General features: G+C 73.9%; 14 protein-coding genes. 5 read left to right on the plus strand and 9 right to left on the minus strand.

Features of this window, described 5'->3' with window-relative positions:
- Positions 1 to 5 precede the first annotated feature (5 nt).
- Positions 6 to 689, minus strand: a complete 684-nt coding sequence (locus C2L59_RS36965; protein ID WP_103354210.1) for a hypothetical protein — start codon at positions 687 to 689, stop codon at positions 6 to 8.
- A 386-nt stretch (positions 690 to 1,075) separates the two neighbouring features.
- Here C2L59_RS36965 and C2L59_RS36970 point away from each other — a divergent pair, with 386 nt between their 5' ends.
- The 3 genes from C2L59_RS36970 to C2L59_RS36980 are packed head-to-tail and all read left to right on the plus strand — an operon-like array spanning position 1,076 to position 4,115.
- Positions 1,076 to 2,074, plus strand: a complete 999-nt coding sequence (locus tag C2L59_RS36970) for an alpha/beta hydrolase (protein WP_370444813.1) — start codon at positions 1,076 to 1,078, stop codon at positions 2,072 to 2,074.
- Complete coding sequence (locus tag C2L59_RS36975; RefSeq protein WP_103354213.1) at positions 2,071 to 2,901, plus strand: SDR family NAD(P)-dependent oxidoreductase; 831 nt, start codon at positions 2,071 to 2,073, stop codon at positions 2,899 to 2,901. Before C2L59_RS36970 ends, C2L59_RS36975 begins: the two co-directional genes overlap by 4 nt.
- Positions 2,898 to 4,115, plus strand: a complete 1,218-nt coding sequence (locus C2L59_RS36980) for a glycosyltransferase (protein WP_103354214.1) — start codon at positions 2,898 to 2,900, stop codon at positions 4,113 to 4,115. The genes C2L59_RS36975 and C2L59_RS36980 overlap by 4 nt, the downstream gene beginning before the upstream one ends.
- On the opposite strand, the gene C2L59_RS36985 is transcribed toward C2L59_RS36980, so the two are convergent.
- Positions 4,112 to 5,101 carry a YdcF family protein gene (locus C2L59_RS36985; RefSeq protein WP_103354215.1) on the minus strand — a complete coding sequence of 330 codons (990 nt, stop codon included), beginning with the start codon at positions 5,099 to 5,101 and terminating at the stop codon, positions 4,112 to 4,114. The genes C2L59_RS36980 and C2L59_RS36985 overlap by 4 nt on opposite strands.
- A 69-nt stretch (positions 5,102 to 5,170) precedes the next feature.
- Here C2L59_RS36985 and C2L59_RS36990 point away from each other — a divergent pair, with 69 nt between their 5' ends.
- On the plus strand, positions 5,171 to 5,557 hold the full coding sequence (locus C2L59_RS36990; RefSeq protein WP_233223883.1) for a DNA polymerase ligase N-terminal domain-containing protein: 387 nt from the start codon (positions 5,171 to 5,173) through the stop codon (positions 5,555 to 5,557).
- Here the strand turns inward: C2L59_RS36990 and C2L59_RS36995 are convergent.
- The 6 genes from C2L59_RS36995 to C2L59_RS37020 form a co-directional block, all read right to left on the minus strand.
- Positions 5,539 to 6,252 (minus strand): DUF998 domain-containing protein, encoded by a 714-nt coding sequence (locus C2L59_RS36995; protein WP_233223884.1) that lies wholly within the window; start codon positions 6,250 to 6,252, stop codon positions 5,539 to 5,541. The two genes, C2L59_RS36990 and C2L59_RS36995, sit on opposite strands and share 19 nt — an antisense overlap.
- A 97-nt stretch (positions 6,253 to 6,349) precedes the next feature.
- Complete coding sequence (locus C2L59_RS37000) at positions 6,350 to 7,216, minus strand: NAD(+)/NADH kinase (protein ID WP_103354218.1); 867 nt, start codon at positions 7,214 to 7,216, stop codon at positions 6,350 to 6,352.
- Between the two features lie 33 nt (positions 7,217 to 7,249).
- Positions 7,250 to 8,728: an NAD(P)/FAD-dependent oxidoreductase gene (locus tag C2L59_RS37005; protein ID WP_103354219.1), complete on the minus strand. Its 1,479-nt coding sequence runs from the start codon at positions 8,726 to 8,728 to the stop codon at positions 7,250 to 7,252.
- Between the two features lies 1 nt (position 8,729).
- Positions 8,730 to 9,569 (minus strand): SDR family oxidoreductase, encoded by an 840-nt coding sequence (locus C2L59_RS37010; RefSeq protein WP_103354221.1) that lies wholly within the window; start codon positions 9,567 to 9,569, stop codon positions 8,730 to 8,732.
- Positions 9,553 to 10,443, minus strand: coding sequence for an alpha/beta fold hydrolase (locus tag C2L59_RS37015; RefSeq protein ID WP_103354222.1), 891 nt, complete (start codon positions 10,441 to 10,443; stop codon positions 9,553 to 9,555). The genes C2L59_RS37010 and C2L59_RS37015 overlap by 17 nt, the downstream gene beginning before the upstream one ends.
- The gene (locus C2L59_RS37020; protein ID WP_103354224.1) at positions 10,440 to 11,735 is read right to left on the minus strand and encodes a cytochrome P450; all 1,296 of its coding nucleotides are present in this window, start codon (positions 11,733 to 11,735) and stop codon (positions 10,440 to 10,442) included. The genes C2L59_RS37015 and C2L59_RS37020 overlap by 4 nt, the downstream gene beginning before the upstream one ends.
- An 84-nt stretch (positions 11,736 to 11,819) precedes the next feature.
- Here C2L59_RS37020 and C2L59_RS37025 point away from each other — a divergent pair, with 84 nt between their 5' ends.
- A complete protein-coding gene (locus C2L59_RS37025; protein ID WP_103354226.1) occupies positions 11,820 to 12,407 on the plus strand; it encodes a TetR/AcrR family transcriptional regulator in 588 nt (195 codons plus the stop codon).
- Positions 12,408 to 12,555: 148 nt separating this feature from the next.
- Here the strand turns inward: C2L59_RS37025 and C2L59_RS37030 are convergent, their stop codons facing one another.
- Positions 12,556 to 14,862 (minus strand): NB-ARC domain-containing protein, encoded by a 2,307-nt coding sequence (locus tag C2L59_RS37030; RefSeq protein WP_103354228.1) that lies wholly within the window; start codon positions 14,860 to 14,862, stop codon positions 12,556 to 12,558.
- Positions 14,863 to 14,898 lie beyond the last annotated feature (36 nt).

Genomic DNA, 14,898 nt, shown 5'->3' on the forward strand with positions numbered 1-14,898 from the left:
CGAGGTCAGCGGCCGAGCCGCGGGGCCGCGTGCTGCCACGCGGCGACGGCCAGGGTGTCGAGGTCGAGGCCGGTCGGGCCGGCGTCGCGGAGCAGAACGAGCACGTCGCCGGCGGCGATGGCGACGGTGCGCAGGCGCAGGCCCGGCACCGCGGCCGGCTGGCCGGGCAGGGTCAGGACCTGCTGGTAGGACAGGGTTTGCGCGCCGGGAACGGCCGGCGGGGCCGTGACGGTCGTGGTCGAAACCGCCGGCAGGTCCTGGTCGTCGACGGTGACCTGGCCGCAGCGGCGGGCCTGGGCGGTCCAGGCGGCGAGGTCGGGCGGGTGCGGGGTGCGGGCGACCAGCTCGGACACCTGGCCGCCCGCGACCGTCGTCTGGAAGCCCTGCCCGGTGCCGGCGCGCAGCAGCCGCCCGTGGACGACGTCGGCGCACGCCGTGCCGTCCATTCTGTCCGAAGTGGACAGTGCGGTGGCGATGTCGAACACGGCGCGGGTCGCGGGGCGCCCGGGTATCGCTTCGGGGGGGAGCAGGGCGGCGGGAGGTACCGCGGGCGGTCCGGGAACCGGGGTCGTGGCCGCGGCGCGGATGGCCGGTGCGGCCCGTCCGGCCGGGGAAATGGTCGTCACCGCGGCCGCGGCGATCAGGAGGACGGCGGCGCGAGCTGGGGAGAAACGAATTCGGGCAGGCATGGGGGACCCTTCCGGGAGCATTCTCGGGGGAGGTGCGGTCCCGGCGCTGGAACCCTTCGCCGGGAGGATGCGGACCCGGCGGCACGGGGAAGGCTACCGGTCGGTAATCGGTTACCGGAAGCACCTCAAGCCGGCGTAAACATCTTCGTGTACGGGCGGTGACCTGCGGACTCCCTGGTTACTGGCGAGTTCGGGACGGCGGAGTGGCACGGGCGTCCGAGATTGGCCACGCTCCGCGACCGGCGACTCACCCGGGCGGGGGAGTTTGTTTTCCTGTCATTCACATTGTCCGCCCGCATCGTGGACAGGACAATTGCGGTTCCGGACGGGTTTCCGCTAACTTGGCCGCACTTCTTCGGAATTTTCGTGAACGGGAAAGGAAACGCATGCGCCTGGTGGCGAGGTGGTGCATGGTGCTGGTGGCCGTGGCGGGCACGCTGCCCGGCACGCCGGCCGCGGCGGCGGTGCCGGACGCGCGGGCGGACGACGGGTCGCACGTCGTCGCCGAGACCACTGTGGACGGTGACGGGCGGGTGCTCGACCTGACCGTGCGCTCGACCGGCGTCGGGGCGTACGCGATGGTCCGGCTGATCCTGCCGCGGGCCTGGGCGGCCGAGCCGGACCGGACGTGGCCGGCGGTCTACCTGCTCGCCGGCGAAACCCGGCTGCAGGACTACCGGGGCTGGAGCGCGAACACCGACGTCCGGCGGCTGGCCGACGACGCCGGGGTCCTGGTCGTGATGCCCGGCTCGGGGCCGGCGGGGTTCTTCAGCGACTGGTGGAACTACGGCAAGGACGTCGCGCTCAACCAGTGGGAGACGTTCACCGCCGTCGAACTGCCGCAGCTGGTCGACCGCGGCTACCGCGGGAACGGGCGGCGCGCCGCGGCCGGCCTGTCCCTCGGCGGCTACGGCGCGATCGAGCTCGCCGCGCGGCGCCCGGGCGTGTTCCGCTACGCGGCGTCCTTCAGCGGCAACGTCAACCCGACGGGGCCGGCCGGCGAGCTGCTGACCGGCGCGATCGTGACGTCGGCCCGCCTCGACCCCGAGGCCCTGTGGGGCGACCGGCGGCGCGAGGCGGCCCGCTGGGCGGCGCACGACCCGCTGGTGAACGCGGACCGCCTGCGCGGCACCGAGCTGTACCTCTCGGCGGGCAACGGGCTGCCGGGACCGCTCGACGCGAAGCTCCCGATCGACGTGCTCCCCGGCGCGATGCTCCTGGAGTTCCTGTGCGGCGCCCAGACGACGGCGATGGCCGGCCGCCTGCGCGACCTCGGCGTGCCGGCGACGGTGGACCTGTACGGGCCGGGCACCCACCAGTGGGCGTACTGGCAGGAGCAGCTGCACAAGACGTGGTCCCGGATGCTGGCGGTGGTGGCGTCGTGAAACCGTCCTATGTGGTCACCGGAGCGGCGGGCGGCATCGGCCGCGCCTGCGTGGCGGAGCTGGTCCGGCGGGGCGCGCACGTGTGGGCGAGCGTACGCACCGACGCGGACGAAGCGGATCTCGAGCGCGCGTACGGCGAAGCGGTCACGGTGCTGCGGATGGACCTGCGCGACGCGGAGTCGATCGAGGCGTGCGGGGAGCGGGTCGCGGCGGCGGGACCGTTGCGCGGCTTGGTGAACAACGCGGGCCTGGCCCGGCCGGGCCCCCTCGAGCACGTGCCGCTGGCGGCGTTCCGGGAGCAGCTGGAGGTGAACGTGACGGGCCAGCTGGCGGTGACCCGCGCGATGCTCCCGGCCCTGCGGCGCGCGGAGTCGGCCCGGGTGGTGACGCTCGGCTCGATCGGCGGCCGGATAGCGGGCCCGATGGTGGGCCCGTACCACACGGCGAAGTTCGCACTGGTCGGCTTGACGGACAGCCTGCGCGCGGAGCTGGCCCCCGAGGGCATCCACGTGGTCCTGGTCGAGCCGGGCGCGGTGACGACGGCGATCTGGCCCCGCGCCCGCGCGGCGGCGGAGGAGGTCCGCGCGGCCTTGTCCCCGGCAGCACTGGAGCGCTACGGCGACCAGCTGGCGGCCGCGGAGCGCAGCGCGGCGAGATCGGAGCGGACGGGAGTGCCACCCCGCCGGGCGGCGGAGGCGGTGGTCCGGGCGTTGGTGGCCCGCCGGCCGGCGCCGCGGTACCTGGTGGGCACGGACGCCCGGGTCGCGGCGGTATTGGCGAGCCTGCCGTTCCGGTTGAGGTACCGCTTGACGGCGGCCAGAAGGTGAGCCGCCTGGTCGTCATCGTCGCGCCCGGGTCGCGAGGGGACGTTCAACCCTGTGTCGCCCTCGGCGCCGGGCTGGCCGCCGGGGGTGAGCGGGTCCGGGTGCTTGCCGCGCCGGCCTTTCGCTCGCTTGTCGAGTCGCGTCACCTCGGCTTCTCGCCGCTCTCGGCCGATCCCGGTGCCCTTCTCGGCTCGGCTGCCGGGCAGGCGTGGACCTCGGGCCGGAACCGGCTCGCCTTCCTCTCCGGGCTTCGCGATGTGCTGCGGCCCGTCCTCGACCGGCTCCTCGCCGACGTCCACGCCGGGGCCCGCGGGGCCGATCTGGTGCTCGCGCCCTCGCTCGGCTTCCTCGGCGCGCACCTGGGCGCCCACCTCGGCGTCCCCGATGCCGAACTGCACTACCAGCCCAGCGTGTCGACGCGGGCCTTCGCACACCCCCTCCTCCCGCACGCCGCCCGGCTCGGCCCCTGGGGCCGCCAGCTCAGCTTCGCCGCCGTCGACACCCTCGCCTGGCAGGTCCTGCGCCCCGGAATCGACCGCTGGCGCGTCGGAACGCTCGGCCTGCCCCCGGCCGGGCGACGCGGGCCGCGGCGGCGTTCGGCCGTGCTGTGCGCCTTCTCCGACGCCGTCGTGCCGCAGCCGCCCGACTGGCCCGGCCGCGTGCACGTCACCGGCTACTGGTTCCTCGACACCGCCGGCCCGCCTCCGGACCCGCGGCTGCGCGACTTCCTCGCCGCCGGGCCACCGCCGGTGTACGTCGGCTTCGGCAGCCTGCAGCCCGCCGCCGCCGAACGCACCTTCGACGTCGTCCGGACGGCGTTGCGCCGGGCCGGCCTGCGCGGCGTCCTCGGCGCCGGGGTCGACGACGACGACGTGCTGGTCGCCGGGGACGTGCCGCACGAGTGGCTGTTCCCGCGCACCGCCGCCGTCGTCCACCACGGCGGCGCCGGCACCACCGCGGCCGGGCTGCGGGCCGGGGTGCCCACCCTGGTCTGCCCGGTCTTCTCCGACCAGCCTTACTGGGGCGAACGGGTGTCGCGGCTGAGCGCGGGCCCGAAACCGCTGCCCCTGAACCAGCTCGACGCCGGCACGCTGACCGCCCGCCTGCGCGAGCTGACGGAGAACCCGCTGTTCCGGCGCGGCGCCCAGTACGTCGGCGCACGCCTGCGCGCCGAGGACGGCGTGGCCCGCGCGTGCTCGATCCTGCGGCCGGGTTAGGCGAAGATCGTCAGCGCCAAACCCGTCCCGATGATCACCACACACGCGGCGATCGTCGTCCGGCGGTAGTACAGGATCAGGGCCGCGAACTCGCGCAGCAGCGCGCTCGGCAGGAAGTACCGGGCCGTCGGTGAGCCCGTCGCGTGGAACGGCAGGCCCAGCCGGCGGCACTCCACCGCCGTCCGGAACACGTGGTAGTTGCTCGTCACCGCCACCACCCGGCGGGCGTCCGCGGGGAGCAGGGCGGCCGAGAAGCGGAGGTTCTCCTCGGTCGTCGCGGCCTGGTCCTCCCGCCGGATCCGGTCCGGGGGCACGCCGCGGTCGCGCAGGTAGGCGTCCATCGCTTCGGCTTCGCTGACCGTCTCACCGGGACCCCGCCCGCCGGAAACGACCAGCAGGGGCGGGGCCGCCTCCCGCCCGGCGAGGCGGATCGCGCGGTCGAGGCGCCCGGCGAGCAGCGGCGGCACGCGCTCGCCGGCCAGGCCGCAGCCGAGCACGATGATCGCGTCGAACCCGCTGCGGCGGCCGAGCCGGCCGTACACCACCGAGTAGATCAGCAGCGACAGGAACAGGAACCCGAAATAGCAGGCAAGCACGGCCGCGATGGCCACCAGCGCCGAGCCCCACCGGCCGAGCGGGACGAAGAACAACGCCTCCAGCCCGACGAGCCCGGCGCCCAGGCCGAGCGACAGCAGGTTCCCGGCGCTGCGCCCTTCCCGCCGCCACATCCGCACGCCGTTGACGACCAGGGCGACCGGCAGCCCGAGGGCGACGAGCACCGCCAGCACAGCGAGCACGCCGAGCAGCAGCGGCGTCAGCCATTCGAGGTGCAGGGCCGCGCGCAGCAGCCACAGCGCGGTCAGCAGCAGCGCCACCCCGAGCCAGACGGCGTTGCCGAGCCGCCGCGGTTCGCGCGCCAGCCGCACGGCGAACACGACGAGGGCGATCCCGGCCGCGACCGGCAGCACCCCACCGGCGACGTTCACCGCGGCCTCCCTGGTTTCCCCGTGTGCGGGTCCAACCTAGCCGGGCCGCCCTCTGGCATGGTGAAGGGCGTGACCGATCGGCGACCGGCGTTCGTGCTGCACGAGCACTGGCGTCCCCGGCACCACTTCGACCTGCGCCTGGAGGAGGCGGGGGTGCTGCGCTCGTGGGCCGTCCCGCGCGGCCTCCCGCCGGACGCGGGCACGAACCGGCTGGCGGTCGCGGTGCCGGACCACGCGCTCGACCACCTCGCCTACGAGGACGAGACGAAGAAGATCGCCGACACGGGCTGGTGGGACGAACACGACCGGACGGAGAAGCGGATCCTGTTCACCCTCCACGGCCGGACGGGAGCGGTGCGGTACGCGCTCATCCGGACGGCGAGCGACTGGCTGCTGCACCGCACCCGCGACCAGCCGGGCGAGGAGGGCGGCCCGGGTCAGGCGGGCGACACCTGAGCGCGAGGCCGGAACCGGACCCCGGTCGGCATCGCCCGGTGCGCCCAGTACCCCAGCACGCCCAGCAACGCGATCTCCAGCACCATCATCAGCCGCTCGACCAGGCCGGTCGCCACCGTCGGCAGGTGGCCGCCCAGGACGACGTTCACCGCGAACGGGACGATGAACGGCAGGTAGAACGGGATCGCCGCCAGCGCCAGCCGCCGGGACCAGGTCGCGAACCGCCGCCAGCGCGGGTCGTCGCGGTGGCGGCGGCCCAGGGCCCAGCCGACCACCGGCAGGCTCAAGCACGTCACCGCCGAGGCGTAGAGGTGGATCTTGCCCGTCGCCGTGACCGCGCCGCCCTGCGGGTCCTTCGCGAACACCGCCACCGCCAGCAGGCTGACGCACCACAGCACCTTCGCCGCCACCAGCGCCGGGTTCGCCAGCAGGCCACGGCGGCAGAGCGCCACCAGCAGTAAGGCCGACCCCGTGCTGGTGAGCAGCAGCGAGCCGTCCCACAACCCCCGGCCCGGGCTCAGCGCGTAGTCGCTGAGCATGGTGCTCACCGGGTCGAGCGGGGCCAGGCGCCGGTCGACGTGCAGCACGGTCAGGAGCACGACGGCGCCGGCGAAAGCGGCGAGGGCTCCCGGGACGAGCAGGCGGGCGCGCAGGCGGGGACGGACGGGTGCGGGACACAGCATGTGGAAAGACACTCCGGGACGGTTCGGCTGGTTCAGGCGCAGCCGCGGACGCTACCCGTGACCTTTCCGTGACCATCGCCGACGCGCCCGCGCTGTGACGCAGGACACGTCAGTGGTCGCCGTCCTGGGGGATTTCCGCCGAGTCGGTCAGCCGCAGCTTGCGCCGCGCCCGCTGGTAGAACGTCGTCATGCCGAGCCGGACCACCCGGGCCGCGCTCGGCCGGCCACGCAGGTCGAGCCGGTCGCCGGCGGAGACGTACCCCTCGACCTGGCCGTCGACCTCCACCGCCAGCCGGCCGCTGGTCGGCAGCAGCTCCAGGGTGACCTCGTCGTGCACCGAAAGCACCACGCCCCGGCTGTACGCCGAATGCGGCGCCGCCGGCGTCACCAGCAGCGCCTCCACCGCCGGGCTGGTGATCGGGCCGCCCGCCGAGAAGCTGTACGCCGTCGAGCCGGTCGGGGTCGCCACCACCACCGCGTCGGCCGAGTAGCTCACGAACGGCTGGCCGCCGACCCGCACGGCGACCACCGCGCTGCCGTCACCGGGCACGCGCACCACCGCGATGTCGTTGAACGCCGTGATCTTCCGTCCCTGCAGCACGGCGTCCACGGCCAGCCGCGGCTCCACGGTGAACTCGTGGCCGTCGATGGCCGACAGTGCGCCGGGCAGGTCGGGGACGTCGACCTCGGCGAGGAAGCCGAGCTTGCCGAGGTTCACCCCGAGCACCGGCGCGCGCTGGCCGTCGGCCAGCCGCATGGCCCGCAGCATCGTGCCGTCGCCGCCCAGGCTGACCACCAGGTCGGCGCGGCGCCCGAGCTCCTCGGGCGTCACGCCGACCGCGGCGCAGTTCAGCCGGACGATCTCGTCGGCGATGCCGAGGACCTCGATGCCCCGGTTCCCGGCCCAGCCGAGCACGGCTTCGACGGCGGCCGCGGAGTCGCGGCGAGGGTGCAGCACGAGTCCCGCGGAGTGCATGTCAGCGGCCCCGGGCGGGCGGAGTACCGAGCTTCATGGGCCCAGTCTGCCCGCTCCCGCCCGTCCCCGCCGCGAGAACCGCAGCGCGCCGTCGTCGATCCGGCCGTGCCGGAGCTTGACGACGTCGTGCGCGTAGCTCATGCCCAGCTGCCACGGCGCCCGCGAACCGGCCTTCGGGAACTCGTCGATCGACCGCAGGACGTACCCGGCGTCGAAGTCCAGCAGCGGCCGCTCGGTGACCGCCGGGTCGTCGTTGACCGGGACGGCCTGGTCGTGACCGGTGCGGTCCAGGTGGCGCAGCAGCCGGACGACGTACTCGGCGACGAGGTCGGCCTTGAGCGTCCACGACGCGTTCGTGTAGCCGATGGTGAACGCGAAGTTCGGCACCCCGCTGAGCATCATCCCCTTGTACGCCATGGTTTCCGGCAGCTTGACCGGGTTGCCGTCGACGACGAGCTCGATGCCGCCGAAGGCCAGCAGCCGCAGCCCGGTGGCCGTGACGACGACGTCCGCTTCGATTTCACCACCCGATTCCAGCCGGATGCCCCGCTCGGTGAAGGACGCGATCCGGTCGGTGACGATCGAGGCGTCACCGTGGCGGATCGAGCGGAACAGGTCGCCGTCCGGGACCAGGCACAGACGCTGGTCCCAGGGCTGGTAGCGCGGCTTGAAGTGGGTGTCGACGGCGTACCCGGCCGGCAGCTGCTTCAGCGCCGCCTTGCGGATCAGCCGCTTCACCACGCCCGGGCGGCGCCGGCTGAGCTGGTAGATCAGCGTGCTCACGGCGACGTTCTTCCAGCGCGCGATCGGGTACGCCAGCTTCGGGCCGAGCAGCCCGCGCAGCCGGTTGGCCAGGGCGTCTTCCGACGGCAGCGAAAGGATGTACGTGGGGGAGCGCTGCAGCATGGTCACGTGCGCGGCGCGGTCGGTCATCGCCGGGACGAGCGTCACCGCCGTCGCGCCGCTGCCGATGACGACGACCTTCTTGCCGGTGTAGTCCAGGTCCTCGGGCCAGTGTTGCGGGTGCACGACGGTGCCGCCGAAGTCCTCGAGGCCGGGAAACTCCGGTGTGTGCCCGGCCGCGTAGTCGTAGTAGCCGCTGCAGAGGTACAGGAACTTCGCGGTCAGCCGGACGGGGGAGCCGTCGTGCACCGCCTCGACCGTCCACTGAGCGTCCTCTGTGGACCATTCGGCGCGGACCACCCGGTGCCCGAACCGGATGAACCGGTCGATCCCGGCGTCGGCCGCGGTGTCGCGGACGTACCGCAGGATCGACGGGCCGTCGGCGATGGCCTTGCTGTCGGTCCACGGCCGGAACCGGTAGCCGAGGGTCTGCATGTCCGAATCGGACCGCACGCCCGGGTAGCGGAACAGGTCCCACGTGCCGCCGATCGCTTCGCGGGCTTCGAGGATCGCGTAGGTCTTGCGCGGGAACGCCGTCCGCAGGTGGTGGGCCGCGCCGACGCCGGACAAGCCGGCCCCGACGATCAGCACGTCGACGTGGTCGGTCATCTCAGGCGGCCTCCGTCCGCCGTCGCCGCATCACGCGGGTCAGCACGGCGTTGTAGTGGGTGGGGGTGATGCGGGCCAGCGCGTCGAACAGGTAGGCGTCCGGGCCGACGAGGATCCGGGCCTTCCCGCGGTCGACGCCGGCGTGGATGACGGCCGCCGCCTTGTCCGGCGACGTCATCGTCATGGCCTCGAACTGGGCGGCCAGCTGTTCGTGGGTGCGGCCGCGCCCTTCGGGGTCGCGGCGCACCCGGGCGTTGCGGGCGATGTTCGTCGTGATGCCGCCCGGGTGCACGGTCACCGCGCGGACGTCGGTGCCGCGCAGCTCCTGCCGCAGCGATTCGGTGAAGCCGCGGACGGCGAACTTCGCCGCGCAGTAGGCGCTCTGGTAGGGCATGCCGAGCAGGCCGAACACGCTGGAGGTGTTCACGATCGCGCCTTCGCCCTGCGCCACCAGGATCGGCAGGAAAGCGCGCGTCCCGTGCACCACGCCGTGGAAGTTGATGTCGTGCAGCCAGTCGTCGTCCTCGGGCACCGCGTCGAGCACGGTGGACGTCACCGCGACGCCGGCGTTGTTGAACACCGCGGCCAAGGGCGCCGGGAGCCAGTCGCGGACTTCGGCGGCGAACTTCAGCTGGTCCCCGGCGTCACGGACGTCGAGGACGCGGGTCAGCACGTGGCCGTGCAGGGCGGCCGCGGTGGCCTTGAGGCCGTCTTCGTCGACGTCGGCGACCGCGACCGGCGAGCCGAGCCGGGACAGCCGGGTGGCCAGCGCCCGGCCGATGCCGGAGGCGGCGCCGGTGATGACGACCGGGCGGCCGGCGAGGCTACGAGGCCGGGACATCGCTGCTCCTCGCGTGCTGGTCGATGAGGTCGAGCACGGTGGGCCACGCGCCTTCGGGGAGGTCGTGCCCCATGCCCCGCACGGTTTCGCGGCGGGCGCCCGGGATGGCGCGCGCGGTGGCGGCGCCGCCGGTGGGGTGGACCATCCGGTCGCGGTCGCCGTGGATCACCAGCGTCGGCGCGGTGATCTTCCGCAGCAGCGGTGTCCGGTTGCCGGACTTCATGATCGCGGCCAGCTGGCGGCCCACGCCGCCGGCGGTCGGGTCGCGGTCCCAGCCGGTGCCGGCCAGCTCGCGCACGAAGGCTTCGTCGAACGGGAAGCCGTGCGAGCCGATGTGCCGGAACATCCGGACGGCGCTTTCGACCGCCTCTTCGCGGGACTTCGGCGGCTTCGCGCCCATCATCCGCAACGTCGAGAGCGCGGGACGGCCGAGCAGCCGTGACCCGGTCGTCGACATGATCGACGTCAGGGTGCGGATCCGGTCCGGGTACAGCGCCGCGGTGGTCTGCGAAATCATGCCGCCCATCGAGACGCCGGCGATGTGCGCGGTCTCGAGGTCGAGGGCGTCGAACAGGCCCATCGTGTCGGCGGCCATGTCCGTCAGGTCGTACTGCTGCGCGGGAAACCGGCCGGCGAGCATGCCGAGCAGGCTCGGCGGCCGGAACCGCGGGTGCGTCGAGCGGCCGGCGTCGCGGTTGTCGAACCGGATGACCTGGTAGCCGCGTCCGGCGAGGTTCGCGCAGAAGGCGTCCGGCCAGCTGTGCAGCTGCTGGCCCAGCCCGGCGACGAGGACCAGCGGCTCGGCGCCGGCGTCCCCGATCCGTTCGTAGGCCAGGGAAATGCCCCGGCCGGCGTCGGCGATCTCTTCGGTCACGATTCTCCTCCGGTGCTCCGGCGGCGCACGACCGCGCGGCCGCCCTTGGCCGGGGCGTAGGCCACGCCCCGCGAGTGCCAGCGTTCGCCCGGTTCCCCGGTCGGAACCAGCGTGAAGTCCCGCAGCAGGGTCCGCAGCACGACGGTCATCTCCATGGTCGCGAAGGCGGCGCCGAGGCAGCGGCGGGTGCCCCCGCCGAACGGGATCCACTGGTAGAGATCCGGGCGCGCGCCGGCGAAGCGGTGCGGGTCGAAGGTGGCCGCGTGCGGGAAGACGGCGTCGTCGTCGTGGATCAGCGCGATGCTGACCAGCACCGCGTACCCCTTCGGCAGCGTCCACCGGCCGAGCCGGAAGCCGTCCTGCTTGACCTGCCGGGCGGTGAGGTCGATGACCGGGCGGGTGCGCTGAACCTCGAGGATGGTGGCGTCGAGCAGCTTGCTGTCCTCGGCGTCGATGAGTTCCTCGACGAGCGCGGGGTGCCGGCGCAGCCGTTCGACGGCCCAGGCCAGCGTGGTCGCCGTGGTTTCGTGCCCGGCGGTGAGCAGGGTGAGCAGCTGGTCGGAGATCTCCTCGCGGCTCAGGCCCGACCCGTCGTCGTAGCGGGTCTGCAGCATCATCGCGAGGACGTCGTCGCCGTCCGGCCGGGCCTTCGCGATCAGCCGGTCGACGATCGCGTCGTACTCGCGGCGCATCCGTTCGAAGCGGCGCCACGGGTTGAAGCGGCCCTTCTTGGAGATCGGTGCGACGGCCAGCCGTGAGCCGAGGGTGACGAACGGCGGGAGCAGCTCGCGCAGCTCGGCGAATTCGGCCCCTTCGGCGCCGAACACCGCGCGCAGGATGGCGTTGAGGGTGATCCGCATCATCGACGGCAGCGTGGCGAAGGGCTTGTCGTCGGGCCAGGTCGCCAGTTCGCGGACGGTTTCCTCTTCGACGATCTTTTCGTACGCCGCCAGCCGCCGGCCGTGAAACGGCGGCACCAGCAGCTTCCGCTGCCGTTTGTGCTCGTCGCCGGACAGCGCGAACATCGACCGCGGCCCGAGCACGCGCCCGAGGTTGACCTCCAGGTTGTCGACGAGGTCGGGCCCGGAGGTGAACAGCTGCTTGATCTCGGCCGGGCCGCTGATCACGACGGCCCGCCCGAAGATCGGGACGTTCACCGTGAAGGCGTCGCCGTAGCGGTCCCTGAGCCGCCGCATCCCCCGCAGCGGCTGGGTCAGCGCGTAGGCGCCCTGGACGGCGCGGGGCACGGTGGGCCCCGGCGGCAGCGTCGTGGGGCTCGTCATGGTCGTCATCGACCCTCCCGGAAGGTGGTACGCGAGCGTACCGTCGGTACGGTACGCCGGTGTACCATCTCCTTTCAAGAGGAGGGGTATAGCGTGATTCCCGTGGACGTCGACACCCGCCGGCACCGGCAGCGCCTGCTGGACGGGCTGGCCGGGTCGATCACCGAGGACGGCTTCCGCGACACGACCGTGGCCGGCATCGTCCGCCGCGCCCGGACGTCCCGCCGCACGTTCTACGAGCACTTCTCCAGCCGCGAGGAATGCCTGATCGCCCTGCTGGCCGACGCGAACCGGTCGATGATCCAGCAGATCTCGGACGCGGTGGACCCGCGCGCGCCGTGGGCGGTCCAGGTCCGCCAGGCGATCGAAGCGTGGATCGCCTGCGCGGAGTCGGAGCCGGCGATCACGCTGAGCTGGATCCGCGACGTCCCCGCGTTGGGCGCCCAGGCCCGCGACCTGCAGCGCGACGCGATGGAGGGCTTCATCGCGATGACCCAGCGGCTGACGGACACCCCCGAAATGCGCGCGGCCGGGATCAGCCCGCCCTCGCGGCAGCTGTCGATCATGCTGCTGGGCGGGTTGCGTGAACTGATCGCGACGACCGTCGAGGACGGCGGCCGCGCGGGGGACGTCACCGAAGTCGCGGTGCGCGCCTCGATCGCGCTGCTCGGCCCGGCGTAGCCGCCCGGGCCGGGGTGGCGGCACCCGCCGGCGGATGCCGCCACCACCTCCCCCTGCCGCAGCGCCGGAGTCGCGCTGCCCGAGATCAATCTCGCAGGCCGCGGCGGCCCGGGGGAGGGAGGATTCGCGGGATACTTGCGGCCGGGCGTCAGCCCAGCGCGGCCAGCCGGCGTTCGACCCGTTCGATGTCGGACGCCCGGTGCTGCTGCCGGAAGAGGGCGAGGGCGTCGAGCCACAGGTGCCGGGCCCGGCGGTACCGGTGGGCCGAGGCGTAGACCTCGGCGAGGTCGGCGAGCACGACGGCCTCCTGCTTGGGGTCGCACGCTCCGCGCAGGAGGATGACCGCGCCCCGGTAGTGGCGGACCGCGCTGTGGTTCCGGTGGGCTCGGTGGTCGATGTAACCGAGGCTGTGCAGGGTGTACGCCTCGGCTCCGGGGTGCTGGAGCCGGCGGAAGAGGCGAAGCGCGGCTGTGCAGTAGGTGGTGGCCTCGCCGAGTTCGCCGAGGCGCGCGAGTTCCCACCCGACCGTGTTGAGCGCACTGGCGGTACAGGCGGGCCGGTCGAGCCCTTCGAACACGGACAACGCCTCTCGCGCTGACGCCAGGGCGCGCCGATGCTCGCCCAGCTGTTCCCAGGCGGCGGCGATGGCCTGGTGCGCGCTGCCCTGGCCGGCGAGGTCGCCCTCGAGCCGGAACAGCTCGAGGGCCCGGCCGAGGTGCGCCATCCCGGAGACGTGGTCTCCGACCATCATCCGCGCCCAGCCGAAGAGACGATGGACCCGGGCCTGGTCGGAGACCGGGTGGATGCCGGCGACGGCGTCGATCGCGGGCTGCCAGGCCCGGAGGTTGTCGTGCTGGCGGTCGTGGCGCAGGTGGTGGGTGTTCATCGCCCACGCGATGCGCCACACCTCGCCGGTCCAGCCGAGTTCGGCCGCGCGCTGCTGGACGGCGAGGAGGTTCGCGTGTTCGTCCGTGAACCACCGCACGGCCGCGGCGTGGTCCTCAAGGGCCGCGGGAACGCACCCGGGCGGCGGGGGCGGCAGGTCGATCGGCGGGCGGTGGTCGTCGAGCAGGCGCTCGGCGGCGAACGCCGTGTGCAGGTAGAAGCCGGTGAGCCGGCGCAGGGCCTGGTCCCGGGCGGTCCCGGACAGATCGGTGCGCGCGCGGTCGCGGGCGTAGAGGCGGACGAGGTCGTGCATCCGGTACCGGCCGGGGCGGTGCTGCTGGAGCAGGTGGGCGTGCTCGAGGGCGCGCAGCGGGGCCCGGACGCGGTGCAGGGGCCGGCCGGCCAGTGCGGCGACGGCCGCGGCCGGGACCTCGGTGCCGGGGACCAGCCCGAGGTGCCGGAACACGTCCGCGGCTTCGTCGTCCAGCGCGCGGCAGGAGGCGGAGAAGACCGAAGACAGCCGCACCGACGCCTCGCCGGCGTCGAGCCCGTCCAGCCGGCCGGTCTCGTCGGCCAGTTCGGCGGCCAGCAGGGTCAGCGGGAAGCCCGGGTTCGAGCCGGCGCGGGCCGCGACGATGCTGATGGCCAGCGGCAGACCCGCGCAGAAGCGGACCAGCGCGGCGCTCGCGCCGGCCTCGGCGCCGACCTTGGCCGCGCCGAGGTGCTTGACGAGCAGCTCGCCGGCTTCGGCCGGGGTGAACATCGGCAGCCGCAGCGCGTGCGCGCCGCGGGCGACGAGCCCGGTGAGGTGGTGGCGGCTGGTGACGATCACCGTGCAGCCGGCGCTGCCGGGCAGCAGCGGTTCGACGGCGGCGCTGTCCCGCGCGTTGTCGAGGATGATCAGCAGGCGCTTCCCGCTGACCAGCGTCCGGTACAACGCGGCCTGCGCGGTCAGGCCGGCCGGGATGGCCGACGGGTCGGCGCCGAGGGCGTCCAGGAAACCGCGGATCGCGGTTTCGGGCGGCATCGGCGCAGCGGCGGGGTCGAACCCGCGCAGGTCGACGTACAGCTGGCCGTCCGGGAACCGGTGCCGCTCGCGGTGGGCCCAGTGCAGCGCCAGCGCCGTCTTCCCGACCCCGCCGGCGCCCGCGACCGCCGAGATGACCAGCACGGAACCGTCCGCGGCCCGGGTACCGGCGGCCGACAGCTCGGCCAGCTCGTCCGCGCGAGCGGTGAACCGCAGGGGTGGCGCCGGGAGCTGGTGCGGCACGGGCCGGCTCTGCGTGACGGGAACCGTGGCCCGGCGGGGGTTGACGAACCCCAGTTCCGCGTCGGTGGCGACGGCGAGAACGGCGCGGAACGCTTCCCGGTACCGGGCGTTCGGCCACCGGATCGTGCCGCGCTCGAGCTTCGCGACGTAGTTGTCGTCCAGCGCCGCCCGCTGCCCGCCGTGGTCCCAGAGGTGCGCGTTGACTCGCTCCGCCAGCTCCCGCCGCGACAGGCACTCGCCGGCGTGGTGCCGGGACTCCGTGCGTTCCCGGGCCGCGCGAAGCCGGTTGTTCTCCGTCACCGTCGCCGAGCTCCTCCCGCCAGTTCAAGCCCACAG

The sequence above is a fragment of the Amycolatopsis sp. CA-128772 genome (genome assembly GCF_002904295.1).
In the GTDB taxonomy this organism is placed as follows: Bacteria; Actinomycetota; Actinomycetes; order Mycobacteriales; family Pseudonocardiaceae; genus Amycolatopsis.